This window comes from Ktedonobacter sp. SOSP1-85 (assembly GCF_016587415.1).
GTDB lineage: Bacteria > Chloroflexota > Ktedonobacteria > Ktedonobacterales > Ktedonobacteraceae > Ktedonobacter.
In genome coordinates, this window is record NZ_BNJI01000001.1 from 3,064,276 (window position 1) to 3,090,361 (window position 26,086).

The 26,086-nt window shown below is 54.1% G+C and carries 23 protein-coding genes and 2 tRNA genes; 8 read left to right on the forward strand and 17 right to left on the reverse strand.

Annotation, left to right across the window (positions count from 1 at the left end; translation table 11 throughout):
* Positions 1-87 precede the first annotated feature (87 nt).
* The 8 genes from rplA to KTE_RS12880 form a co-directional block, all read right to left on the reverse strand.
* On the reverse strand, positions 88-798 hold the full coding sequence (gene rplA / locus KTE_RS12845) for a 50S ribosomal protein L1 (RefSeq protein WP_201381490.1): 711 nt from the start codon (positions 796-798) through the stop codon (positions 88-90).
* Positions 799-880: 82 nt separating this feature from the next.
* Complete coding sequence (gene rplK / locus KTE_RS12850; protein WP_201370327.1) at positions 881-1,303, reverse strand: 50S ribosomal protein L11; 423 nt, start codon at positions 1,301-1,303, stop codon at positions 881-883.
* 140 nt (positions 1,304-1,443) lie between these two features.
* Positions 1,444-2,034, reverse strand: a complete 591-nt coding sequence (nusG, locus tag KTE_RS12855) for a transcription termination/antitermination protein NusG (protein WP_201370326.1) — start codon at positions 2,032-2,034, stop codon at positions 1,444-1,446.
* A gap of 32 nt (positions 2,035-2,066) precedes the next feature.
* On the reverse strand, positions 2,067-2,450 hold the full coding sequence (gene secE, locus KTE_RS12860; protein ID WP_201381491.1) for a preprotein translocase subunit SecE: 384 nt from the start codon (positions 2,448-2,450) through the stop codon (positions 2,067-2,069).
* Positions 2,451-2,525: 75 nt separating this feature from the next.
* A complete protein-coding gene (gene rpmG, locus KTE_RS12865) occupies positions 2,526-2,696 on the reverse strand; it encodes a 50S ribosomal protein L33 (RefSeq protein WP_085954412.1) in 171 nt (56 codons plus the stop codon).
* Positions 2,697-2,814: 118 nt separating this feature from the next.
* Positions 2,815-4,020 (reverse strand): elongation factor Tu, encoded by a 1,206-nt coding sequence (gene tuf / locus KTE_RS12870; RefSeq protein ID WP_201381297.1) that lies wholly within the window; start codon positions 4,018-4,020, stop codon positions 2,815-2,817.
* A 245-nt stretch (positions 4,021-4,265) separates the two neighbouring features.
* Positions 4,266-4,337: transfer RNA gene (locus KTE_RS12875), tRNA-Thr, on the reverse strand.
* 25 nt (positions 4,338-4,362) lie between these two features.
* Positions 4,363-4,446 (reverse strand) — tRNA-Tyr (locus KTE_RS12880).
* Between the two features lie 614 nt (positions 4,447-5,060).
* Here KTE_RS12880 and KTE_RS12885 point away from each other — a divergent pair.
* The 8 genes from KTE_RS12885 to KTE_RS12920 all read left to right on the forward strand — a co-directional run bounded on the left by KTE_RS12885 (position 5,061) and on the right by KTE_RS12920 (position 12,133).
* On the forward strand, positions 5,061-5,285 hold the full coding sequence (locus tag KTE_RS12885; protein ID WP_201370324.1) for a hypothetical protein: 225 nt from the start codon (positions 5,061-5,063) through the stop codon (positions 5,283-5,285).
* 147 nt (positions 5,286-5,432) lie between these two features.
* On the forward strand, positions 5,433-5,864 hold the full coding sequence (locus tag KTE_RS12890; protein WP_007913369.1) for a type II toxin-antitoxin system PemK/MazF family toxin: 432 nt from the start codon (positions 5,433-5,435) through the stop codon (positions 5,862-5,864).
* A gap of 257 nt (positions 5,865-6,121) precedes the next feature.
* A complete protein-coding gene (gene selA, locus KTE_RS12895) occupies positions 6,122-7,510 on the forward strand; it encodes an L-seryl-tRNA(Sec) selenium transferase (protein ID WP_201381492.1) in 1,389 nt (462 codons plus the stop codon).
* 287 nt (positions 7,511-7,797) lie between these two features.
* Positions 7,798-8,145, forward strand: a complete 348-nt coding sequence (locus KTE_RS12900; protein ID WP_201381493.1) for a hypothetical protein — start codon at positions 7,798-7,800, stop codon at positions 8,143-8,145.
* Positions 8,146-8,227: 82 nt separating this feature from the next.
* A complete protein-coding gene (locus KTE_RS12905; RefSeq protein WP_201381495.1) occupies positions 8,228-10,111 on the forward strand; it encodes an NAD(P)/FAD-dependent oxidoreductase in 1,884 nt (627 codons plus the stop codon).
* A 158-nt stretch (positions 10,112-10,269) separates the two neighbouring features.
* Positions 10,270-10,578 (forward strand): 4Fe-4S dicluster domain-containing protein, encoded by a 309-nt coding sequence (locus tag KTE_RS12910; protein WP_201381497.1) that lies wholly within the window; start codon positions 10,270-10,272, stop codon positions 10,576-10,578.
* A 5-nt stretch (positions 10,579-10,583) separates the two neighbouring features.
* Positions 10,584-11,549, forward strand: a complete 966-nt coding sequence (locus KTE_RS12915; RefSeq protein ID WP_201381499.1) for a hypothetical protein — start codon at positions 10,584-10,586, stop codon at positions 11,547-11,549.
* Between the two features lie 170 nt (positions 11,550-11,719).
* Positions 11,720-12,133, forward strand: a complete 414-nt coding sequence (locus tag KTE_RS12920; protein ID WP_201381502.1) for a hypothetical protein — start codon at positions 11,720-11,722, stop codon at positions 12,131-12,133.
* A 146-nt stretch (positions 12,134-12,279) separates the two neighbouring features.
* Here KTE_RS12920 and KTE_RS12925 read toward each other — a convergent pair whose 3' ends face one another.
* The 9 genes from KTE_RS12925 to KTE_RS12965 all read right to left on the reverse strand — a co-directional run bounded on the left by KTE_RS12925 (position 12,280) and on the right by KTE_RS12965 (position 25,883).
* Positions 12,280-13,872, reverse strand: coding sequence for a tetratricopeptide repeat protein (locus KTE_RS12925; protein ID WP_201381504.1), 1,593 nt, complete (start codon positions 13,870-13,872; stop codon positions 12,280-12,282).
* Positions 13,873-13,959: 87 nt separating this feature from the next.
* The gene (locus tag KTE_RS12930; RefSeq protein WP_201381506.1) at positions 13,960-15,222 is read right to left on the reverse strand and encodes a VWA domain-containing protein; all 1,263 of its coding nucleotides are present in this window, start codon (positions 15,220-15,222) and stop codon (positions 13,960-13,962) included.
* A 33-nt stretch (positions 15,223-15,255) separates the two neighbouring features.
* Complete coding sequence (locus tag KTE_RS12935) at positions 15,256-17,454, reverse strand: tetratricopeptide repeat protein (protein WP_201381508.1); 2,199 nt, start codon at positions 17,452-17,454, stop codon at positions 15,256-15,258.
* Positions 17,455-17,732: 278 nt separating this feature from the next.
* Positions 17,733-18,371, reverse strand: a complete 639-nt coding sequence (locus KTE_RS12940) for a TetR/AcrR family transcriptional regulator (RefSeq protein ID WP_201381510.1) — start codon at positions 18,369-18,371, stop codon at positions 17,733-17,735.
* A gap of 272 nt (positions 18,372-18,643) precedes the next feature.
* Positions 18,644-19,177 (reverse strand): hypothetical protein, encoded by a 534-nt coding sequence (locus KTE_RS12945; RefSeq protein WP_201381512.1) that lies wholly within the window; start codon positions 19,175-19,177, stop codon positions 18,644-18,646.
* A gap of 102 nt (positions 19,178-19,279) precedes the next feature.
* A complete protein-coding gene (locus tag KTE_RS12950) occupies positions 19,280-19,933 on the reverse strand; it encodes an HlyD family secretion protein (RefSeq protein ID WP_201381514.1) in 654 nt (217 codons plus the stop codon).
* Positions 19,934-20,008: 75 nt separating this feature from the next.
* Positions 20,009-21,646: an MDR family MFS transporter gene (locus KTE_RS12955; protein ID WP_201381516.1), complete on the reverse strand. Its 1,638-nt coding sequence runs from the start codon at positions 21,644-21,646 to the stop codon at positions 20,009-20,011.
* Positions 21,647-22,277: 631 nt separating this feature from the next.
* Positions 22,278-22,982, reverse strand: coding sequence for a hypothetical protein (locus KTE_RS12960; RefSeq protein ID WP_201370310.1), 705 nt, complete (start codon positions 22,980-22,982; stop codon positions 22,278-22,280).
* 384 nt (positions 22,983-23,366) lie between these two features.
* Positions 23,367-25,883 (reverse strand): ATP-dependent helicase, encoded by a 2,517-nt coding sequence (locus tag KTE_RS12965; RefSeq protein WP_201381518.1) that lies wholly within the window; start codon positions 25,881-25,883, stop codon positions 23,367-23,369.
* Positions 25,884-26,086 lie beyond the last annotated feature (203 nt).

Consider the following 26,086-nt stretch of genomic DNA (forward strand, 5'->3'; position numbering starts at 1 on the left):
AATCCTCGGCAAGCCGATGCCAGGAGCATCATTTCAACACAGCATGTGTGCTTGCGGTCTTCGGTTGCGAAGTGTCTTTTTTGTCTGTTAAGGTTTGAGCGCCAGGGCGGTCGGGATGTCCAGGCGAATGCTGGGCGACATCGTCGACGTAAGCACTACGCTCTTCACATAGGTGCCTTTCGCGCCAGATGGGCGGGCACGTACGACCGCGTCAATCACCGATGTAATGTTCGACATCAGCGCATCTTCGCTGAACGACAGCTTACCAGCAGGGATGTGCAGGAGCGCGGTCTTGTCGACTTTGAACTCTACGCGGCCAGCTTTGACTTCGCGGATCGTCTTAGCGAGGTCAAAAGTGATTGTACCAGCTTTTGGGCTAGGCATCAAGCCACGGGGACCAAGTTTCTTACCGAGACGGCCAACTTTACCCATGACATCGGGGGTAGCGATAGCGACGTCAAAGCCGAGCCAATCGCCCTCGATCTGCTTGATCAGGTCATCGAGGCCAACAAAATCCGCGCCAGCGGTCTCGGCCTCACTGACTTTTTCGCCCTGGGCGAAAACCAGCACCTTGACTTCTTTACCGGTGCCAGCGGGAAGCATCGCGACGCCGCGAACCATCTGATCAGCGTGGCGGGGATCGACGCCAAGCTTCATATGGACCTCGACGGTTGGATCGAATTTAACGTAATTTAGTTTCTTGAGGAGTTCGACAGCTTCCTTGGGCTCGTACAGCTTCTCCGCTTCCAGGAGCTTGCTGACCTCCAAGTACTTCTTGCCATGCTTTTTGATTGCCATATTCTTTTAAGCCCTCCTTGAGGCTACAACCGCAGTGACTTTCGGGCCAATGCTTAGTCTACGATGGGTAGTGAATCGTGAACTAACCGATGGTGATACCCATGCTGCGGGCGGTACCTTCAATGGTGCGCTCGGCCGCCTCGACACTGTTTACGTTAAGGTCTACCATCTTCAACTCGGCGATCTCGCGGAGCTTCTCACGCGTAATCGAGCCGTTTTTGGTCTTATTGGGAACCGCGGAACCTTTCTCGACGCCTGCTGCACTCTTCAGCAGATAGGAGACAGGCGGAGTCTTGATTACAAATGTAAACGAGCGGTCCTCGTAAATGGTGATTTCAGCTGGGATAATCATGCCAGCCTTATCCTGGGTACGCGCGTTGTACTCCTTACAGAACATCATAATATTGACGCCGTGAGGACCGAGCGCTGTACCAATTGGGGGCGCCGGGTTTGCCTTGCCCGCCGGAATCTGTAGGCGAACGACAGCTTTAATACGCTTTGCCATAACCTATGTCAACTCCTCAAGAATTACCTATGAATGAACGGCCTGCTGGATTTAGCTGCCCACAAGGGGCTACCTCCTTATACGAAAACCAACGCCGCTCTCGCGGCTAGCGCTAGCGCGCTCAGGTTTTCGAGAGGCACCTAAATCTTCTCGACCTGTAAAAAGTCCAAAATTACAGGCGTTTCGCGACCGAAGAAAGAGACCAGTACAGTGACCTTATTACGATCCATATTGAGATCACTGACCGTACCGATGAAATCCGCAAAGGGTCCATCGACAACGCGAACACTCTGACCTTTGGAAAAACTGATTTTGGCCTTGGGCTTCTCAGTCTCTTTTGTGACCTGCTTCAAGATCGTTTTGACCTCATGCTCTTGCAGGGGCACAGGCTTATTACCAGAACCGACAAAGCTCGTGACGCCGGGTGTATTTCTCACCACATACCAGGCCTCGTCGCTCATGATCATTTCCACGAGCACATAGCCAGGGAAGACCTTGCGCTGCACCGTACGGCGCTGGCCCTGCTTGATTTCAACTTCTTCCTCCATGGGCACAATGACGCGGAAAATCTTTCCACGCATATCCATGGAAGCAATACGAGCTTCAAGGTGGCTACGCACCTTGTTTTCGTAGCCGGAATAAGTATGAATCGCAAACCAGGCACGCTCTTCGGTAGTAGCACCGGCATTAGTATCTGGCTGGTCATTCTCGCTGGTATGTTCAGTAAACACGGCTCTCCCCTTCTGGTCGCCAGGTGACGAAGCTATTTACCGTTAATAAGCACAAAAATTTGATTCAAACCCAGGTCAACCAACCCCAGAAACAACCCAACCGCTAAAGAAATGACGATAACAGCGATAGTCATGTTGCGAGCTTGCTCAAAGGTGGGCCATGTCACCTTGTGGCGGAGTTCGTAATAAGAGTCAACAACAAAACCACCAAAGGCAGTATTACGGAAGCGGGCCCACGTAGAATTGCCTCTCTGCTCGCGACGCGTGGTTTTGCCACGATCACGAGTAGCTACCTTTGTTGTCACGGGTGTTTTGTTGCTCTTAACTGGCTGTTCTTTCTCCCTACCGCTCACCTTCGCCTCAGCCATCTGACTCCGGCTAGTATTTCTCTTTTTCTCGGCCATATTGTTTGCCACGTTCAGCCTTTCTCGATCAGTAGCGACTGTACATGCGTGCTAGCACAGGTGCTAACCTACACATACTCTACTATCTTACTTGGTCTCACGGTGGGGCACATGTTCCCGGCAAGTCGTGCAGAACTTGCGCAGTTCCATACGGTCGGGATTGTTTTTCTTGTTTTTCTCGGTGGTATAGTTGCGGCTCTTGCAGGTCGTGCAAGCCAACGTGACCACAATGCGATTTTCTTTGCCTTTAGCCATGATTTTCTCCGTTTTGTTGCCTGGCTTGCAGAGGATGCATTAAATCTGCTTTGTTTGCGAAAGAACATGGGCGCAACATGCATTGCTGCTGGAGCGCCCATGCGTTTACAACCAATTGATCTTATGCAAGAACCTTCGTGCAGATGCCAGCACCGACGGTACGACCGCCTTCGCGGATGGCGAACTTCACGCCCTCTTCCATCGCGACCGGCTGGATCAACTCGACCGTCATCTCAATGTTGTCGCCAGGCATAACCATCTCCACGCCTTCAGGCAGCTTGATCGATCCCGTCACGTCCGTGGTACGGACGTAGAACTGAGGGCGATAGCCGTTGAAGAATGGCGTATGGCGGCCACCCTCTTCTTTCGAGAGGACGTAGACCTGCGCCAGGAAGTTCTTATGGGGCTTGATCGAACCCGGCTTGGCCAGCACCTGGCCGCGCTCGATGTCCGCACGCTCAATACCACGCAGCAGACAACCAACGTTGTCGCCCGCCTGGCCCTCATCCAGCGTCTTCTGGAACATCTCCACACCCGTGACAACCACGGTGCGGGTCTCTTCCTTCATACCAATGATCTCGATGTTCTCGCCAACTTTGACGATACCACGCTCGATACGACCCGTGGCCACGGTACCGCGACCCTTAATGCCGAAGACGTCTTCCACTGGCATCAGGAACGGCTTGTCGGTCGCGCGAGGAGGCGTGGGGATGTAGGAGTCCACCGCATCCATCAGCTCCCAGATGCACTTGGCTGCCTCGTCGTTGCGCGAGAGGTCGCCTTTGCTCTCCAGGGCTTTGAGCGCTGAACCGCGGATGATAGGAACATCGTCGCCAGGGAACTGGTACTTCGAGAGCAACTCCCGAACTTCCAGCTCGACCAGCTCGAGCAGCTCCTCGTCTTCCATCATGTCGACTTTGTTGAGGAAGACCACCATCGCGGGAACCTCAACCTGCTGCGCCAGCAGGACGTGCTCGCGCGTCTGAGGCATAGGACCATCAGGAGCACTCACGACCAGGATCGCGCCGTCCATCTGCGCGGCACCGGTGATCATGTTCTTGATGTAGTCAGCGTGACCGGGGCAGTCCACGTGAGCGTAGTGGCGCTTCTCGGTCTGGTACTCCAGGTGCGCGATTGAGATGGTAATACCACGCTCGCGCTCCTCGGGGGCCTTGTCGATCTGGTCGAAGGCCGTGTACTTAGCAAGCTGAGCGGAGGCCAGGGTATGGGTGATGGCCGCGGTCAGGGTCGTCTTGCCGTGGTCGATGTGACCAATTGTACCCACGTTAACGTGAGGTTTTGTACGCTCGAACTTCTGCTTTGCCATTTCCTAAATGAGGCTCCTTTGCAATCCTCTTGCGATCAGATAGCAATGGGTGTAAACATGCAGCAGCCGCCCCCTGATATTTGATCGCATTCCTTGGAAAATATCTTCCTATTTATTCTACCAACGGGAAGGGAATGGTTGATCAATTCAGAAGACGGCAGCAAAAGCTTTTAGTACGTCACGCGGAATCTTATAAAGATGAAAGCGCTGCGGAAGTGCCCGGCGGTTTCATCTAGAAACCACGGAGCCCGTGATGGGATTTGAACCCATGGCCTCATTCTTACCAAGAATGTGCGCTACCCCTGCGCCACACGGGCTAGACAGACCAGGAGAGGTCTGACTTGGTGGGCAGTGGAGGATTCGAACCTCCGAAGCTTTCGCAACTGATTTACAGTCAGTCCCAGTTGGCCACTTTGGTAACTGCCCAGGTGGTGTCGCTCTCTATTAGGAATTATCCCTAGAAATCACACCGTTTTGTCGCCGTCATTCTGAACCGGTCGACGTGACGTATTATAGCCGACCCTCATAGCGATGTCAAGCACTTTTTTATCAGTTCTACCAAGATTTAAAAAATTCGTTATGAGGCCGGAGTTATAAACAAAGTAGGGGAGAATACCGCCACGAAAAAAGAGAAGAGTGGGTGTGAAAGCACGCTCAGCGCTACTTGCAATAAGGTCACCTCTTCCTCTTATAGCGAACGTTCTTCGATCTATGTAGGAAGAACGGGTGAGAGGAGGGACATACACGACCCGGCCTATCTCTGGCTCCTTTTGGAGCCAATGTGTGTCAGGAAAGGGAGAGAATGAGCACAAAAACGTAAGGAATTTGTAAAGTATTTCTAAGCAAATTTTAAAAAATAAGAGGCAAAAGCATTGCTTCTTGCTCAATTTGCTGGTATAATTCCCAACGTTGGAGAAAATTCTTTTATTCCTTCCGCAGTTATCCTTAGTCATCCACTAACCAGTAGTAACACAGCCGGTTAGTTCGTCGTTGGCTGGTTTCGACTGGCATTATGACTTGGAATTATGAGGTAAAGTGCTATGGCAACGAATTGTGACTTCAGTCGTTCTTCCTTTCTCATGGAACAGTATCAAAAGGAAATGGAACTCATAGCTCTTGCCCTGCAAGAAGAGAGTCAGGACGAACGCGAGGAGCGCTTAGGTCTTGTAGCACGTTCCTGGTCCCTCACCGCTGCCTGCTTTCAGAGCCAGCTGGAGCCCAATGAAGCAGTAACGTTTGCACCCGTCGCTTTAGCCCGCCCATAGTACTTCTGATCCGAAAACCCTGAGCGCGAGGCGCTAGACACGCCAGTGAAGGCTTGTCCCCGAATGGGGATGGGTTTCGGAATAAGATTTTATCATTGTTTGTCGAGAATGTTCGTTTAGCTAGAAAAAGTACAAGTAGAATAAGCTATGCCCCATCCACCTGACCTTGCACCGGAAGAGTTGACCTATCAAACGCCTGTGCAGTTTGGCATGGTCTATTGGGTGAACTTTGGTTATCCCTCGCTGCCTCCCGGCATTGAGGAGAAGCGTATTCTCGATTGGCATCCCGCACTTGTGGTATCCGCTGAACCTTTTTGTCGTCACGCCGGGGCGATCAACGTTGTTGCCTTGACTTCATATCGTGGCAAGTTGCGCCCCTACCACCATCTTCTTCTCAAGCGTGACTATCCCCTCCTTGATACCGATAGCCTGGTGAAGACTGAGCTGATGTATCCTGTCTTGCGCAGTCTCATGGCGGACCAGTATGCCATCTGCCGTCTGCATGACGCCGATATGCGTGCCATTATGGCCAAGGTCGCCAATAGCCTGGCAATTACCTACTACTATTCGCTCCATTAACTCGTGCCTCCTCTTCGTTTACTCATTACTCCTAAGTATGTTTTATAGCGTGACACCTCGCGCCTGCGGCGCTCGTCTGGTAGGTGGTGTGGTGCCCCTGGGCAGCCTGCGGTTGCCCAGGGGCACCACACCACCTACCAGACCTCTTTACAGACCTTCTCTTGCTGACGTATACCTTATATAGAGCATAGAACAAAGCGCCAAGCCGAGCCATATGAACGCTCTAAAGCTTGAACTGTATGGGAGCAGAGCCGATCATGTCACTATATCAGAGCCAGCTGCGTCTCTTGCCCTCTGTGGATGAATTGTTGCACACGCAGAGTGGGCAGGACCTGGTCGCACGCTATTCACATCCCCTGGCCGTCCAGGCTATTCGTGAGAGTATCACCCTGGCACGCCAGTCGATTCTACGTGGGGAGGACTGTCCCACACACACAACTTTGCTTGCGCAGGCCACGCACTACCTCCAGGAGCGAGAGCTACCGCACCTGCGTCCCCTGATCAATGCGACTGGCGTGATTATCAATACCAACCTTGGGCGCGCGCCAATGAGTGCCGCCTCTCTGGAGGCGGTACGCCAGATCGCAAGTGGCTACTCCAATTTAGAATACGATCTCTCTGCGGGAGAGCGTGGCTCGCGGCATAGCCACGTCAGCCAGCTCTTGAGAGAGATTACAGGGGCCGAGGCGGCGCTGGTCACCAATAACAATGCCGCGGCTGTCCTGCTGGGGCTGAGCGCCCTTGCCCAGGGGCGCGAGGTTATTATTTCTCGTGGGCAATTAGTGGAGATCGGTGGCGGCTTCCGCGTACCAGATGTAATGCGCCAGAGTGGCTGCCAACTGGTTGAGGTCGGCACGACTAATCGTACACGTATCACCGACTATAAGCACGCCATCAGCGGCGAGACAGCCTTGCTTCTCTCAGTACATCCAAGTAATTTCTTGATCAGCGGCTTTACCGAAGCGACTCCCGAGCATGAGCTGGTCTCCCTCGCCCATGAGCATAAACTCCTGGTCATGCACGACCTGGGAAGCGGCTGCCTCTTGCCGAGCGAGCGCTATGGCCTGGCGCACGAGCCAACTCCCCAGGAGAGCATCAAAGCGGGCGTCGACCTGGTCTGTTTCTCGGGCGATAAGCTGCTGGGTGGACCGCAGGCAGGCATCCTGGTGGGGAAGGCGAGCGTTATACAACGCCTGGCGAAGCACCCCCTGATGCGCGCCGTACGTATTGACAAGATGACCCTCGCCGCACTGGAGGCCACGCTCCAGCACTACCAGCGCGGCGAGGCTGAGCGCCACATCCCCATCTGGCGCATGATCGCGGCTCGCCCGGAGCAGTTAGGAGTTCGCGTCGATCACTGGATCAAGCAGCTCAAGGCCCAGGGCATCAACGCCCGGCGCCAGGCTGGGCAGTCAACGGTCGGTGGCGGCTCGCTCCCCACCGAGACCCTACCAACCGTCCTCCTGACCCTGGAACAGCGCCACTGCGCCAGGCCCCTGGAAGAGATAGCCAGCGACCTGCGCGCCCAGCGCCTGCCTGTCATCGCCCGCATCTCGCGCGATACCCTGCTCTTTGACCCGCGTACCGTCCTCGAAGAACAGGATCAGGCCCTCGTCCAGGCCATCCTAGTACAGGCTAATAAATAAATTTAATCACTTACCTCCTCCTCATTGCTCACATCAAATTCTCTAAAAGCGTCAAACATGGTTAAGATGTGTTTTACAGGATAAGACATTTAGCCCAATTTAGGGCATGTCTACTGAATTGCATCTCTTCTTTGGGGTACAATACAACCAGGGCGTGCATAGATATATTTTAAAGTAAAGATTTACTTCCTGGTGCATTACACATTTTAAAGAAACGCCTTGAGGTATGTATAAAGCCACCTGGGAAATATAGTGCTACCACTTTATGGGGGAAGGAGCCAGCTGGCATGAATTGGTTAAATCGCGGGAAGGCGGCACTATGCGTCTTATTGCTCGTGGGAATAGCTGCTGTGCTGGTACTAGGGATAACACAGGTCGCAAGCGCACAGATGACGGCTGGGGCGACGCAACATGCGCAGGGAAAAATTGTTAGTCTGACCGGATCCGAGAAAGATTTCCTCCTGCGTGTAAGTGATGGCCATGTGCTTCATTTTCGCTGTGGCACCAAGTGTAAGGCTTCACTGGCTCATATACGCAGGCATATTACCGAGAAAGCCACAACCGACGTCTACTATCAGGCTCTGCCAGGGCACCAGGGAGGAACGCAGCAGCTCCTGGCGCTTTATGTAGATTGAAGCTACCACCATGCAGATGGAAGGACAGCACACTAATTTGAGCCACAGCGCAAGGACAGAGGTAGGAAGAGGGTAGCCAGAGATGGATCGAGCAGATATCGTGATTGTCGGCAATGGCATTGCTGGCCTGACCGCCGCCGTAGAGGCGCGAAAGCACGCGCCAGAGAAGCAGATTGTAATGATCACCGAGCAAGTCCATCCGACGATCAACACGCCCGCGCTTAAGCAATACGCGACCGGGCGCCTGACGCGCGAGCAATTGCTGGCTTATCCCGTGGGGACCGAGCGGCAGGAGCATATCCGCATCGTTACCACGCGGGTAGAGGAGATCCATGCCAATAGCAAGTACCTTGCCCTGGCGGATAAACGTGCCTTTGGCTACGACAAGCTCTTGATTGCAACTGGTAGCTCCCCCCTCGGTCTGCCTGAGAACATGCCCGGGCGCCACTTCGATGGCGTTCTGACGCTCCACCGCTTACAGGATTATCTCGATCTGCGCAGACGCTTGCCAGAGGTGCGCGAGGCGGTCGTTGTTGGGGGAGGAGTGCACGCCATAGAAACCGTTATGGGGCTTCTCTACTGGGGGATTCGTGTCCACTGGCTCATTCGCGGCTCCACGTTTATGGGGCGCACCCTGGACCAGGAGGCCTCGGACCTTATTTTGGAAGGCATGCGGCGCTCTGGTGCCTCGGTGCATACCGAGACCGAGGTCATTGGTGTTGTGGGTCGTGTGGGAGCAGTTGTAGGAGTGATTACCAATCAGCAGCAGATGCTCTCCTGCCAGATGGTCCTTATCTGTACGGGCACAAAGCCTGCGGAGACACTGGCCAGGCGCAGCACCATCCCGATTGAATTTCAGAATGGGATTGTTGTAGACGATATTATGCAAACCAATGTGGCAAATATCTTCGCGGCAGGCGATGTCGCCGCACTCCCCAATCCTCAAACGGGCCAGCATGCTCCCCGGGCGCAATGGTACGCGGCAGTGCTCCAGGGTCGCCTGGCAGGGGCGATGTTAGCGGGACACGAAGACCTGGCAAAACAGCCGCTCGGCATCGCCTGGCATGCCACGCATGTCGGCGATCTCTCCATGCTAACTGTTGGTGACCCATTGGCCAAAGGCAGCGGCATAGAGATCCTCAAAGATAAGAGTCAGGGCGGCTATCGCAGGCTTGCCATCGCAGGCGAAAGGCTCGTTGGCTACCTCTCGCTGGGTCAGAGTCAGCCAGATAGCCTGGCCGTCAAACGCATCATTGAGGAGGGCCATCCCGTTCAAGACATCACACGCACGCTTTTGAAGGGCAACTTTGACGCCAGACGCTACCTCTCACAGGTAGAAACCAAGACAGCCCGCAGTATGCTTACCAGCAAACAGCCGCTCGTCAAGGCGAGAAAACAAGAAGCCATCAGCATGCCGCAACCGGGGCAGAGTGGTCCACTGATTCCGCCAGCGCGCACAACGGGTCCCTTACAACGGATCCAGCCCGTCGCCAGAGATAAAGCGCGAGAAACCAGTCCTCTCGCGCCACTAGCAAGAGGAGAGCAGAACCCACGCATATCTGGCCAGGCGATGCAAAAAAATACGGGCGAGGTAGCGCCCGTAGTGATCTCCCAGCATGGAACGCGGTCAACACGCCCCGGGCAAACGCCAGGTGCTCACAAGTATACCCAGACCCCCGATCCCTCATCATGGCTGGTAGGTCATGGTCAGAGCGAGATTGATCCCTTCCGCGGCAATCTGCCAGCCCTGCCTCCCTCATTGGTTGGCCTGCCTGAGGAGATCAATGCCTTCAGTGGCAACCTGCCTCAATCACGCCCATCTATAGTCTGGGAAGAAGAGCTAGATGCCTTCAGTGGCAAACTTCCCAGCCTGGAAACTTCGTCGTCTGCACAGAAGGATAGCAGAAAGGCCAAAGAAGAAAACCTTCAGCAGGGGGAGCCCCCCGGAATCCAGCCCCCCTGTTAGGAATTACGCAGAGTAGATTACCCAGTCTTCGTTCCCATGTAGAGGGAAATAAACAGCCAAAAACGCCGGAGACGAAGCATTCAAGTGGACAAACAGGCGCTACACGTACACTCTGGTCATATGCGAAATCAGATAACCACAAGAAGGGACGGTAACGGTTGAGTAAGATCTTTAAGCAAGAGCCAGTCCTACTCCATAAGACAGGGCCACAAGTCATGCAAGAGATTAATGCCTGCATCGGCTGCAATGAGTGTCTCCTCGCCTGCCCCGCGCTGGCTGAGCCCATCACCATAGATCGCTTAAACCACGAGACCGTAGCGGGAGCCATCTCGCCTGCCGTCGCCCGCTTTGCCAGGACATGCTACCAGTGTGGAGCCTGCGTCTCACCCTGTCCGGTGGGATTGCATCGTGACGCAATGATGATGTGGCTCAAAGTGCGGCTAATACGCGACGATTGGAGAGGTTAGAACCTATGCGTATGCCGATGCAATCAAACAAGCCAGGGGCACATGGCTATCCCTTGCTTTTCTTCTATATGAACAGTTCATGGGTGGGCAGTTTCTTTTTCGCGCTTTTTGTGCTGGGTGGTGGCCTCGGACTTTACCTCTGGTGGGAGCGCTACAGCACAGATAGCTCTCCTGACAGCCTTCTGGGCTATGCCTTTGCCTTCGGTGGCATCGCCTGTTTTCTGCTTGCTGCCATTAGCTATAGCCTGACGCGCCGGACACGCCGCAAAGCTATAGGAAAGCTTAACGCGGCCCTCAACTGGCATATCGGCTTTGGCCTGATGGGGTTGGGGCTCCTTATCCTGCATAGCTTCGGCAATTTTAATCCTCGCTCGGGTACATATGCCTTATACGGCATGCTCGCCCTGGTCATGTGTGGCATAGTCGGCAAAGTCCTGGATCGCATCATTCCCCGGCTCATTGCGCGCGAGGTACGCAATGCCCTAACAGATTCAGGCGAGGATAGAATCGAGAGAATCTCACAGAAACTACAAGCCCTGACGAAAGAGCGCGATCCCAGGCAGCAGGCTCGCAAGAGTCCGGACAACCTCAGCCTGTCCGGGCTGCTCTTTGGCGAGGGCCGTCCAGGAGAAAGCATGCATGGCGCGCCTGTAGGGGCTATTCGCGAGCGCTCGCTTGCAGGAGTATCGCTTCCTCCCTCGTGGGACCTGGCATATATCACCCTCGAAGAGACGCCACACGAGTTACAACCACGCTCAGGCGCAACAGAACAACACGCACCCAACCTTAAGAGACAGATGCGCGAGTTACAAGTTGTGCAACTGGCACTACAAAAAGAGCAGTTCTACCGCTATGTGTTGCGCTACTGGCGGGCGTTCCATATCTTCCTGGCCCTGGTCACGCTAGGTCTGACGACCTGGCACATCGTCTACGCCTTGCAGCTCCTCATTCCAACCTGGATGGGACATTAATAAGAAGATATGAAAATTTGTGGCGCGGGCGAATGCCCACACCACAAATTTTCATATCTTCTTACCTTTTCCATAAACGAAGTGGCGAGTTGGAACGTATTATATAGAAGGGAATTGCTGGAGCTGCCCAGATGGAAAAACAGCAGGTGCGCCAAGAAGGAGAGCAAGGCATGATGCAACAACAAGGCAGTTACCGGGAGCAGGCAAAAAAGCACGCCGTACGCCTATTACGCCATCCCAAACGGTTTGAGATCCTTTTCCACTTCGTAAAAACAGGGAAGCTGATCAAGCGCCTGATGGCAGATAGGCGCGTGCCAGTGTTCCGCAAATTCGCGTTTGGTGGGGCCGTGGCGCTCCTGCTTGCGCTCCTCCTCATCCCCGACGCGGAGGTCATCCTGGCGGGAACTATCCTGCCAGTCATTGGCAATATCCTGGGCGTTCCCCTGGACGCCGGGCTGGACTGGGGTGTCTTCGCCCTCTTCGCGACAAATATGCTGCGCTTCTTTCCCCAAGAACGCGTCTCTGAGCACTATGAAGACATCTTCCACGGAGGCCGACACCAATATATCGAGAGTGATATCTAATATGTGCCGACACTACTAAAGTACGCGTCTACATATATTAGCGCAGTATCTCGTACCATTATATGTAGACGCGTACTTTAGTAGCATCGGCCTCTCCAGTGAAACGCCAGCGTTTCACGTGAAACACTGCCATTCGGCCTTACCGGCTAGAAATCTCTAAAGCGACGACCGATGCCCCAGACAGAGGCAACACCGACCAGCGGAAAGAGAATTGAGCATAAAAGCACATAGAGCGAGAGCGCGCTCTGCGTGCTAGCAACGGTCCCGTCGTAGTGGGAGCGATTAGCCTGGCTCAGGCGATCAACTGCATTACTGAAGGTGTTAAAAGTATCGTTGGACTGGCCAGTGCTCAGCATTTCAGCGTCCGCGATACGCTGGTCATCGTTCTGATCTTTGGCTGTAGTACGAATCCGCGTATCGATATCGGTGTAGCTCTTCCAGTATTGGCTCATATCGGCCAGAGGCTGGTCCTCCTCGGGCCAGGTACGATTCTGCTGAGCGTGACTGATCAACGTATTCACCTGGCGGATGTTCAGCTCCCAATCGTTCTGCCAGTGCCGTACCTGCTCCTGGTCGTTGAATTTAAGCGAGATCAGCCAGCGCGACTCATCGCCGTTGGCCACTGTGCCGTAACGCTTCAACTGTGCGGCATAGTAGACGCTGTCATAATCATCCTTCACGGCCTGACCAAAGGAGCCGTGCTGGCCCATCATGGTACCAAAGAGCGAGAGCAGGCTCGCACTCAAGACCAGGCCCACCAGGAAAGCCGGTGCCAGACCAGGATTAAACACACGATGCGTCGTCACGGCCATATAGATCGAACCACAAAGCAAGAGCAACGTGAGCAGGCCACACAGTAGCACCAGAAGGGCAAAGGTTCCACTCAAAAAATTCTGCGTATCCGCATAGGCTTGATCCAGGTGGCTCTTATTGATGTTATTCAGACAAGTGATATTATCCTCGATACTGCCCGTAGCCCACTGCGACGCGAGAACACTGTCACCCTGGCTCGGCAGCATACAGGTGGGTGGGTTCGTCTCGGGAAAGATGATATGCCCATCGCTATCTTGCGGTAACTGCCAACCAATCTTCGTATGCAGCACCTGGCTGGCATCCAGGTACGCCTTCCAAGCATTTTGCAGGTGTGGATCACTGGTATTACCTTTATCTTTCGCCTGGATGTACTCGGTACGCATGCGCTCGATGGCAGCCATATACTCTTGTGAGCCTGCCATGATCCGCTCAATCGCGGTGCGCTCGCCCGGATAGGTTACATTATGCGCCGCCAGGTAGAGCTGCTGGTTGAAAAGCAGCGTCTCGGAACTGATGGTCTGATCATCACAGTCATGTACTGTCAAGGAGTAGGTCGTACGTGGCTGTTCTGGCAGGACACAGCTCGCATACTGCGTCAGCTCAGCGGTCACCAGGTAGTCGGCGGCCTTGGCATCGATATCTTCAATATACTGTGACATGGATTGTGCGGCATCTACGCTCGGCACGCTTCCATTGGCAATAGTCATTAGATCATCGGAGGAGCGTGAAATTGCCTGTGCCAAAACAAGAGCCAGGATGACAGCCAGTAATAACAGGCAACTGGCAAGGGTCGAAAACTTTCCTTTGTATGTGCCACCCAGCCATTGCCAGAAACGCACCCAGTCTACGCCCAGGAAGCGGCTACTGGCTGGCGCAGGTACCGCCTTTGAATAGGGGGCCATTGTCTGCCCCACATACTTAGCCATGATCTATTTTTCCTTCAAGTATGGGCCTCATGTTCGACCCATACACGTTCTCCTATAGAGCATTTCCCAATTGCGTAAAGCAAAAGTCTACTTGAGCTTAGAGGTGCGTCCAGTGTTGATAGCCAGCGTCTTACGCGCCACGGCATCGACATGAGGATTGAGGCGAATCGTACCCTTATCGTCGCGCAAAACCAGGTTGGAGAGCAGATGCGTGATCTTTTCGTTGCCGCTCTGCTCGCTCATAAGCAAGGCCTCGCCCAGCAGTTTGGTCGCACGCACGACATCGCCAGCGACCAGCGCGGCCTGACCCTGCTTGATCGTATCGGAAAGCTCTTCTTCGTGTGTATAGTGGGCGATATGCTCCTCGACCTGGGCCGCCAGATTAAGATCCTCGGTCCACTCGACAAAGACCCAGCCATCCTGAGTACTCTTCTGCACCTGCTCGGTCCCACCACCAACCAGGTAGCGAACGCTGGGGCGCACCATCAAGAAAGCCTGGCCGGGATCATGCACAGGAATCTCCAGATTGAGCAGATAATCGCGCTGCTCGCCCATCGAGAGAGAGCCAAGCGAGGCATGCACCTGGCGTGGATTAGTGCCATCGCCCTCAAGCTGGCATTCAGCCAGGGAAGGATAGACCTGCTGCATACGCGTGATCTTCACGCCAGCAGGCGACCACAGGTCAAGCGTGGCATGCGTGATCGCGGTCCGGCGCATCTCGTTAAAGGCCAGGGTAAAAGCCGGAATAATCTGCTGGGGCTGGGGGATAATGTCCGCGCTACCATGGGTGCTATCGGCCATATGGCGCAACTCGTTGGCATCCCAATCCGTACCCACGCCCCAGGCGCTGATGCTGATATTCGCCGCGCGACAGCGCTCCACCGCCTCATTGAGACGGAAGCGCGTCTCACCCTCGTTACGACCATCAGTCAAGAACAATACCTTGCGCGCCCGCGACTGATCGCGTCCCAGATGCTCAACAATCATATTGAGCGCGGTACTCATGCGTGTTCCATTCGTCGCGGTGATACGCTGGATGGCGGCGATGGCGCTGCGCTTGTTGGCATTCGTCCCCATGGCAGGGCCAAAGAGCAGACGCGAGACGTCATTAAAGGAGACCAGCATAAATTGCATCGTCTCGTCGAGGGCCTGCACGACCTGGATCGCGCCTTCGCGCGCGGCCTGCATCTTCGCTCCATGCATCGAGGCTGACTGGTCGATAGCCAGGACTAGCGAGAGGGGAGCGGGCGTAAACTGAGCATTATCGTCGACGTGCAGGGAGATAACAGCCTGTATTGTATTCTGGCCCACTTGCAGGTAGGGGTTTTGATATGCACGTAAGCTAAACATAGCGGATGTCCTTCTCTTCTTTCGTTGCGTCTCTTACCACCAACGCCAGGGCGCAACCTGGAGACGATACTTCACAACCTGCTCACGGTCGGCGGGATGTGAGGCGCGGCGCAGGTATTCTTTATAGCTGTGCTCAGCAACACTTCCCAGGGAGCGCGGCGAGCAATCACTGACGCCGGGAAGACTGGCACCTTTCGCGAGTGCGCCACGCTTCGCCAGTTCCCAGGCCGTACGATAGACGTGTCCCCGAACCAGAAAGTAGCGCGAGTCCTCGGTGCGCCCCTCCAGGGCAGTCACAACGGTCGTGGCCTTCTGCACATTCTTCTCATCTACAGGCTGCATATGCTGGATGTAGATGTTGATAAGCAAGAGCTGGGACTCGATATAGCGGGCCGCAGCCTCGTTCACTCCACCCAGAAGCGTCGCGGCATCACTCCAGCGCTGTAATTTCATCAGTGAGTCGGTTGCGCCGAGGACCGCCTCGGTATTGGCAGGATCAGCCTTCAACACAGCACTATAGAGATCAACTGCCTCCTGGTGCTGCTGCAAGCGATTGTTTACGCGCGCCAGGGCCAGTTGAGGCGGTAGCTCGCCGGGCAGTTCGGCAAGCAATTCGCGATACTGGGCAGCGGCCTCGTTATACCGTTCCTGAGCCTCCAGCAGGCGCCCGGTATACCAGGAGACCTTCCAGTGACTGGGGGAGAGGCGCTGGGCCAGTGTGACTTCGGAGAGTGCCAGGCTATACTCGCCCTGGTCGATATACACCTCGGCCAGGCGTAAATGAGCATCGAGGCTGCGCTGGTTGTTGCGCGTGGCCTGATTGTAGAAACCCCGTGCGCCGATATAGTTGCCAGCCCGTAACGCCTGGTCACCATAACGCAGTGTATCAATCACGGGGTCACGCTCATCGAGGGCAGCTTCGCCACGAAACCCGAGCTTACCTGTCGTCGTCAGAATGCCGGGAGCGAAGAGTTTAGAGGCAATAGGCTCGCTGGCCTTGCCACCTACAATCTGGCGCAAGACGCCGCGCAACTGGTCTGCCAGTTCATCGGCACTCTGGAAACGCTGCTCTGGCTTGCTGTGCGTTCCCTTGACAAGCAAGCGATAGAGCGCAGGGTAGTCGCGAAAGATGCGATAGTTTTCAACAATGGGCATGCCAAACATGGGATTGGCCAGGTCCATCAAGGAGACCAGGTAGGCCAGCGTGCGACAGATAGAGTAGAGATCGGTCTGGGACGAAGGGTGCTTGACCGCCTCGGGGGCATAGAAGCCATGCGTGCCATACACATCCTTCGGCCGTGGCTCATACTTAATAACCGTACCCATATCGATCAATTTCACGATCTGGTTACCATCTTTTAATAGCTCGACCATCATGTTCTGGGGCTTAAAATCGCAATAGACCAGGTCCAGCTTCGCCAGGTAGGTAAAGGCGGGGAGGATGTCCAGAATATAGCCAATGGCCTCGGCCACAGGTAGAGGCTTGCCACGCGCCAGCAACAAGTCTTCCAGCGTCTGGCCATGGACATACTCCATGACGATATAGCCCTTGCGATTCATCGTGATGAAATCATAGATCGACACGATATTCGCATGCTTGATCGCGGCCAGGAACTCGCGCTCCTTGACGCTCTGCTCCACCATATCCGGATCGTCTTCGCTCAGCAGAGCTTTGATCACGACCTGGCGCTTCAGCACAGTATCCTCAGCCAGGAAGACCGCTCCCATTCCGCCCGCGCCAATCTCTTTGACAATTTTATACTTTGAGTTAAGGACCTGGCCCACACTCAGGCGCGAGAGCGGATCGGTCTGAGGAGCGCTCACCATGCTGGCAAGGGTCGCTGGTGCAGACACTGGGTCAGGAAAGTGGTAGCCACAGCCATTGCAGAAACGAGCGTTGCCCTTATACGCCTTATGGCAACGAGGGCACAGGTTGCTCGTCTGGGTGGTAGTACTGGAGACAGGTCGAGAGGTGCTAGCTAACAAGACGCCACTCACAACTAGTCCGCAGTTTTCACAGACATCATCACCAGGCTGGAGTGCAGACTTACAATTTGGACAAATCGTAGGGGTTACAGTTGCCACAGGCGCTGAATGCACCGACGCGGCTGTGGGCTGAGAAGTTGTGGCCAGGCGTGGCGCAACCGTAATCTGCGTGAGAATCGCACCACAATTCTCGCAGACATCATCGCTCATAGACACCGTTTGCCGACAACTGGGGCAGGTTCGCATATGATTTCCTTCTAAAAATCAGCGTTACCTTCTTCTTCTTGGAAGAGCAAAAAATAGCGACATCAATATCAGATGTGACTACAAAGAGTATTACCTCAAGAGTCACATCCTACCTGGATAAACGCGAGGCCAGAAAAAATATCAAAAGGAGATCAGGGTGTGTGATGGGAGGTGGGAGGCTGGCTTTGCCAGCCTCCCACCTCCCATCACACACCCTGACCCAGTGAGCCACGCAGTGGCGAGAAGTCCTGTATATGTAGACGCGTGCTTTAGCAGCGTCATTCGGGGTGAGAGGAAGAAGCTGGATTGGCAATACCACGAAAGTAGATCAAGCTGACATACTCCACAAGCTCCTCTGGCTTTATCGCCTCGCTGAGCAGCAAACGTTTAAAAGAATACGAGGCGAGCATACTGGTAAAGGTGTGGAGCACGATGGGATTGGGAAGCGAGGGATCAAACTCGCCACTGGCCTTCCCCTCTTCGATAAGTCCCATAAGTATGGACGCGAGCTGATCAAACATTGAGCGATGATGTTCTTTGAGAATAGAGCGTAGCTCAACGGCGCCAAAGAGTGCATAGAGCAGGCGCCCCCTCTGGCCACGCAGGCTCATAAAGACTGACTTGAGAATCATTTCCAGGCGCACCTGAGCCGAACCAGGAGTAGCAACAATACGCTGCAACATCTGAATGATGCCCTGGAGCTGCTCCTCCAGAATGGCCAGAACCAGGTCCTCTTTACGAGCGAAGTGGAGGTAGAGCGTGCCTTTAGCGATACCTACACGAGCAGCGATTTCATCCATTGATAATTCATAGTAATCCTTTTCCAGCAAAACTTCTTCGGTTGCTTGGAGTATAAGTGCTTTACGCTGCTGACGCTGACGTTCTTTAAGCGAGAGCGCAGGTATAGGCTCATGCATGTGGCTCCCTCCAGTGTAGAGCAAAAATGAAGCATGAAAGCAGTACCCCTATTATTCATGGGGGCTGATCGTACGTAATGTAGCGGTCTATACAAAGACGTACTTCAATATTACATTTCACGCCGTTGTGAAGATAAGGGCTATAGATGAGAAAGCTCCCTAAATGGATGGCTAGTGCGATGGGTAGGAGAACTGGCTCACCAGGTATGGGAAACCAGTTCTCCGGTGTGCCCCTATCTCTCGATAGGGGCACGAGCTTTGGCGCTATAAGGTTAGTAGGTATGGCCCTCAGAGAAAGAGTTTCGTGAATCCAATGCGCTGTTGGCCGTCTCTTCCTGCTCACCTGGAGGCAGCATCTCATGCACATGACTCAGGCGCTGCTCAATCTCACGAGCATGCTGATTGAGTACCTGGAGATGCTCTGAAAGCTGGTAGACCTGCGCCTGAAGCATATGGACTTCCTGGCGCAGAGCAAAGACCGGGAAAGAGACATTGAGATACTCACCTGACTGCGCACCCGCGAAATCAGTAGCAGGATCGGTATACGCGGCCCTGGGCGTTGGATAGGGATGCGAAGCGCTCAGATCGCCTGTCTGCGCGTCCTGGTAGACCGTAGGCGCATCTGCGACCGAAGCAGCTTCTTGCTGCTGCGGCGTTGCCGCTGGCGCTGGAGTCGCAGGCTGCTCCGCGACGGGTGCGGGAACAGGTGTAGTTGCCCCCGTCTCCTGACCGGCGCCGCGTGCCAGGAGAAAAGCTCCCACAACCGCCAGCACGGCGACGACGATCAGGCCTCCAATAATTAACATGCGAACTTCCTTTCCAGGTTATAAGTGCCTATACGGAAACCTGAGCGCGGAGCGCTAGCCACGACAGTGGCGTTGGTTTCCGCATAAGAAGGCAGGGACACCTTAGTGCAGGTGGATCTTGACCTCGGCGCTCAGGCCAGGAACCAGGTTATGCCCACCATTGGTGTCAAGGGTAACGACCACGGGAACACGCTGACCAACCTTGGTGAAGTTGCCGCTGGACATATCCGTCGAGGGCAACAGGGAGAACTGGCCCGCGGTCGCCTGAACGATGTGATCAATATGGCCGGTGAACGAATCGCCATTGTAGGCATCGACGGTGATGTCCACATCCTGACCATTTTTGATGTTGTTGAGCTGGCCCTCGTCGACATAAGCCACAACATTTAGCTTGCTCAGATCAACCACCTGAGCCAGTGACGCACCCGGGGTGACGCTCTGACCGACGACTCCGCTCTCCTGCACAATTGTACCATCAATAGGGCTAGTCAGATTCACGGTTACCTTCTGACCGGTCTGAGAGAGGGTCGAGATAGTGCCAACGGTTTCTCCGGCGGTCACTTTATCGCCCTGCTTAACGCTCATGTCAACCAGCTGACCCGCCTGGGGGCTGCTGATATTGAGAATCTGCCCGTTGATCTGCGCATCATCGGTAGAGTAGAAGTAGTAGCTATTGTAGACCCAGTAACCTGCGGCGCCCGCGATAGCCAGGAGCGCAACGAAAACAAGAACGGGAACAAGAATGAGACGACGCACGTGCGTATCCTCCTTAGGTATATAAATGCTGATGAATAAATGTGCTGTTTTGTGCTAAAGAACAAGTGTATGAGATTAAACGGCGAGTGAAGCCTCTTCGCGAGCTTTTTCAGCCTCAGCGCGCTCCTCCTCGCTCATTGAAGCCTCTTCTTGAGCGGTCTTTTTCTTCTTCGCGCCACTGACGAAGAGTGTCGCGATGATAGCTATGATTCCCAGATAGAAGCTCAAACGGAAACCATCCTGCATAGCAAGCATGTAAGACTGCCTTTGCAGCAAACCACCGATCGTTTTCAGCGCATAGGCATAAGCCGCGGTTGCCGAGAGGCCCTTGCCCATCAAAGCACCCTGGAGCATCACAACCAGCTTCCCAAGTGGAGAGGTTGCTGTGACACGCTCGGCGAGGTGAGCATAATGGATTTTATTCTGACTCTGCACCATTGTTGCCAGAATAGCAATTGTGAGCGAACTACCAACGAAGCGAAGTGTCGTGCTCACCGAAGATGCCTGCGAGAGACGGCGTGGCTCAATATTGGATAGGGCCGAAACCATGAGCGGCTGCATACACAGCCCGATACCGCAACTGCGCAGGATTAGCAGCCATTGGAACTGACCAATAGGAATATAGAGATCCAGCAGTGAATACAACCAGAGAGCGATGCTCATAATGACCAGGCCTGGAATAACAATCGCACGCACACCAAATTTATCTACCAGGCGTCCTCCGAGAAGCATCGTGATCATCGAGGCAAAGGCCTGTGGCAAGAGAACCAGGCCCGCATTAAATGCGCTCAAACCCCGTAGGTTCTCCAGGTAGACCGGGACCAGGAAGAGGCCACCATACAGCGAGAAGGTTACCAACAAGCTAGCGATGCTACTGGTGGTAAACGAACGATCTGCGAATACAGTCAGATCAAGCAGAGGGTGACGCCCCTGGCGAGCGGCACTGAGCTCGACATAAATGAAGAGGATCAGTAGCAGTGCGCCTCCAGCCAGCGATCCAAGCACAGGTCCCGAGAGCCAGCCATCAGTACTGGCGTCGGAGAGGCCATACAACAGGAGGCCCAGGCCAATCGCCGAGAGAAGGAAACCAGGAATGTCAAAGGTTTTGTTACGAATGATCTCTCCCTCACGCAGGAAGAAGAAAGCCATCAGTAGACCCACAACACCAATAGGCAAGTTAATGTAGAAGATCAATTGCCAGTTGATGTAGGTGACGATATAGCCGCCAATTGTCGGCCCAATCGCCGGGGCGATTAGAATCGGCACACCGAAGGCACCCATGACGGTACCGCGCTCCTGAGGAGGAAACTCGCGATAGAGCAGAGTAATCGCCAGCGGAGTCAGGAAGGCACCCGTTACCCCCTGAAAGATACGGAAGATGATCAGAACAGGTAAGCTCCAGGCGATGCCGCACAGAGCGGACCCCAATGTAAAGCCAACCAGGGACATGATATAAAAACGTTTAATACCAACACGGTCAGCAAGAAAGGCCGTCAGTGGAGTGGCCACACCTTGAGCAAGTGTATAGGCAGTCAATACCCATTGCACGCTGTTCAGGTCTGTTCCAAAGGCACTTTGTAAGCGCGGAATGGCGATATTGACGATGGTACTGTCCAGGATAGACATAAAGGTACCAAAAATCACCACACAAGCCACGATCCACTTATAAGGGAGACCTCCTTCCCGCCTTGCAGCCGGGGCAGGAACTTGCATTCGAGAACCTCCTTTGCGTTACCATTACAGCACTTCTAGCTCGCAGATATCACCGCAGATTCAACCTTGAAGCGATAGGTACAATGCTTATAGCGCTCATAGGTCACGCATAGCACAAGGTCTTCCCGAAAAGGGAACCTTGCACAATGATGGCAGGACATACGGTTATAGAGTTGTCATTCAGTTGGCAACGCTTAACCAGGTTAATCAGGGAAGTATCTCACGCCTCAGCCGTTTATAGATTGACCAAACAAGCTAAAACATGACCATCCGTCCCTTAGTTTGACTTAAGCTTAGAAGTTTGACTTTCTAGTCATAAATTTACCAGAACGTCATAGCATTTGTCAATAGGGATATATCGGCATTTTAAAAAATAGCCATAATTGCTTATGCGGCTTATCCAGGAGGATATGGAGATAGAGAGAGGGAGGATTTCTCAGCGTCTGCGACGCTTTATGGAATGAGGGTGTGTGATGGGAGGCTAGCGGAGCTAGCCTCCCATCACACACCCTCATTCCATAAAATAACAAAAACGCGGGTTCTTACCTGGTAAGGGAAAGATAGAGTTACACGACCAGGTAGAATCCGCGTTCTCTTGTGTACAAGCACGCCACAAAAAAGCGTGTGCCTGTCATAGGTGAATTTTATCGTTGTTGGTGGAGGGGCGGAACTTGTTCCCATCATTAAGGAAGACGGAGAGCTGCTCCTGGGCAGGTAGATGAATATGAATGATCATATCCAGCTTACTATCTCCATTGACATCCCTAAATTCCAGGGTGACAGGTGCCTTATCGCCTCCATCGCCAGCGATATAGATAGGTGCCACATAGCTTATCGACTTAGCGGGATCACCGGCAACCATCTCAAAGACCACCGCCTGGCGATTCAGGTTAATGGCAACGAAATGGCTGGGATGCGTCGTCGCGTCGGTTCCATGACCAACGACAGCATCGACTTGATAGGTACGAGGGTTCCCATAGTGCACATCGTCGGAAACTTGATGTGCCCACGCCAACGCCCAGGAACCAGTAATCCAGATGGCGAGCATAGCCAGCATACCAACACCCAGGGGAAGAAGCCAGTGAATGCGATGATGCGTAGCCGATGGACGTGAAGCGGCGTTCCTTTTTGGCTGACGTGGAGCATTCTTGGGAGGCTGGTAGGTGGTGGTGCGTGGAGCTTGACGAGGCAAATCATTGGTGGTTGCTGCCTGGCGGCGCTGCGGAACAGTCGTTGTGGGAAAACTTGCTGCCGTGGTTCGATTTACTTGAGAGGGTTGCTGACTTAAACGTACAACGCTGGTGTGAGGGCGTGAATCCTCAAGTATATCATCCACTGCATTAAATCTTGAACCTGTAGTATATCGACCTTCGATTCGTGTATTCCGTGGACTCGAATCATTCGTCGTCGAATACTCCAAAGAACTTGAGCGTATTTTCCTCCGCGGCATTTGATGGGACTCATCACCTGGCGGCATGACTCTACCTTTCTCGCTAGGGAAAGCAAGGGCGCTTCCGATAGAGAATCAAAGCAGCTCAATGAGAACTGTCTCGCTTGCTATATTACAACCGCCAATGTGTCATTGTCAAATAAATCGTGCCAATATGCTCGATGTTTCTTTTTTTAATGTCATTTTTATGCGGCTTTACTACAAGCGGAGGGTAATAAAGGGAGAGTGAGGGTCTTCGACCCTCACTCTCCCTTTATTACCCTCCGCTTGTTAGATTTTACTGAGACGCGCAAAGTCCATGCTGAGCTGTTTCTTGCCGACGCTCCCCTGGAACTGGACCTCCACATATTCAGTTGGCCCCTCCATCTCACTCTTTAGCACCAGCCCCTCGCCAAATTTATCGTGACGTACACGGTCGCCCGCTTTAAACTGCGGGTCCCGAGGCTTGGGGCTGGCAGGCTCGGTCTGCTTGCCAGCAGGCGGTACAGGTGGACGTGTATTGGATGTATTCCCTGGACGAGCCGAGGATGATGCGCCACGGCCAGCGAGACCAGGCCCACCTGTACGCTGCGGGGAGCCATAGCTCTCATTTCCTGTCTCTGGCAAGCGGCGTCCACCAGAACTAGAGCTATCACCACGCCCAAAGACACGCCCTCCCTCATCGCCATAAGGATCCTGGTTAAACTCATCTTCCCAGGAGGGGGCACGCCGACGATTGACCTGTACGCCACTATTATGACCGGCATCAACGGACGGCTTTGAGCGGCTGCCATCCTCGGCCCCCAGGCCGGGACGACTGAGCAGATGGAGAGGGATATCGCTCAAGAAGCGCGATGGCTCTGTATACTGGGTCTCGCCCCAGAGCGAGCGCCGGCGAGCACGAACCAGGTAGAGACGCTTCATGGCACGTGTAAAGCCAACGTATGCCAGGCGGCGTTCTTCCTCTAGCTCCTCTGGTGTATTAATGGAGCGCGAATGCGGTAGTGAACCCTCGTCCATACCCACGATAAACACCACGGGATATTCCAGACCCTTGGCGGCATGCAGAGTGATCAGCGTCACCGAGTCGTTCTGCTCTTCGTTGACAAGCGCACCATTCTCGCTCGTCTGTGCTGTGTCGGCCCCGCCTACCAGGGCCACATTCTCCAGAAACAACTCCAGCGCGACCGGCGTCTCAATCTCTGAATAATCCTCGGCCACGCGGCGCAATTCAAGGACGTTGGCCCAGCGATCAAGCTCCTCTTCGGCATTTGCACGCAACTCAGGTCCATAGCCCGTACGTTCAGCGATGCGATCCAGCAGTTCGGGAAGCGGGAGTTCTTCAACAGCGCTTTGCAGGCCCACGATTAGCTTGCTAAAGTTCTGGAGCGAGTTGCGGGCGGCGGTTCCCAGCGTTGTATGCTTCTCAACACGCTGAACAGCCTCATACAGCGAAATCCCCTGTTGCTTGGCCCATTTCTTCAGCTCGCCAATGGTCTTCGGCCCAATCTTGCGATTAGGCACATTCACGATCCGCTCAAAGCTCAGGTCATCATGCGGATTGGCCAGCAGGCGCAGGTAAGCGATCATATCCTTAATTTCTTTGCGCTCGTAGAACTTGCGGCTCCCGATGACCTTGTAGGGAATATTCATACGCAGGAACTGCTCTTCGAGGGCGCGCGACTGGGCATTTGTGCGATACATCACGGCGATATCGCCGCGCCCCCCCACGTCTCCACGCGCCAGCAGGCGTATGATCTCATGCGCGGTAAACTGGCCTTCCATCTCTTCGTTAAAGGCCTCGTAGATGGTGATCTTCTCGCCCTGTCCCTGCGCGGTCCAGAGATTCTTCTGCTTACGCAGGCGATTCTGCTGTACGATCTCCTGGGCGGCATCCAGGATGTTCTGCGTCGAGCGATAGTTCTGCTCCAGCAAGATCACCTTTGTGTGCGGAAAGTCGCGCTCAAAGCGCACCACGTTCTCGGCACTGGCACCTCGCCAGGTATAAATCATCTGGTCATCATCGCCAACAACACATACGTTTCTCAGCCCCTCTTGCCGGTCGGCAGTCCCGCTGCCAAGCAAGCGAATGAGCTTATATTGTGGAAGGTTACAATCCTGGAACTCATCGACATGAATATACTGCCAATGGCGCTGATAGCGTTGCAGAATTTCTGGCTCGCGTCGCCAAAGCTGTTCCGTAAGCATCAGTAGATCGTCAAAATCGACGGAGTTGTTGGCGCGTAGCAAGCGCTGGTACACCTTATAAACGCGGGCGGCCACCTCTTCGCTATACTTGCGGGCCTGCTCCGCCATCTGGTCTGGACCAAGCATCTCGTTCTTTGCGCGCGATATCTGGCCGTGGATAGCGTTTGGACGATATAATTTCTCGTCCAGGTTTAGTTCTCTGATGGCCTGCTTCACCAGGGAAAGCTGATCGTCGGTATCCAGGATCACAAAAGATTTGTTCAGGCCCAGGGGCAGGAGCGCATCGGCCTCCATACGCAGCACGCGTGCGCAAATGGCATGGAAGGTGCCAATGCTCATGTCTTTCGACGCGCTCACCCCCACCAGTTTCTCCATACGTTCGCGCATCTCGCGCGCGGCCTTATTGGTAAAGGTCACGGCCAGAATATGCCAGGGAGAGACGTGTTCATGCTGGACCAGGTAGGCAATACGATGTGTAATGACACGCGTTTTGCCGCTACCAGGACCTGCGAGGATCAACACGGGTCCCTGTGTTGTGGTTACAGCCTGGCGCTGCGGTTCATTGAGTCCATCGAGTAAGTTTATCTGTTCCAACATCATCACGCTCCAGATCAGGCTTCAAGTCGTCAGCTATCTAGCTAGTCGGTCCATTAGTTCTATAGGTTTGTGTACCCTGCGAGAGGGCCGGGAGGAAGAAAGATATGATTTTTCCAGGTCTATTTCGGGGTCCAGGCTATTGTATCACAGTTGTGCTCGCAGGGGGACAGGCATGGTACTCAGGGGAAGACTACAGGAAGAGGCTG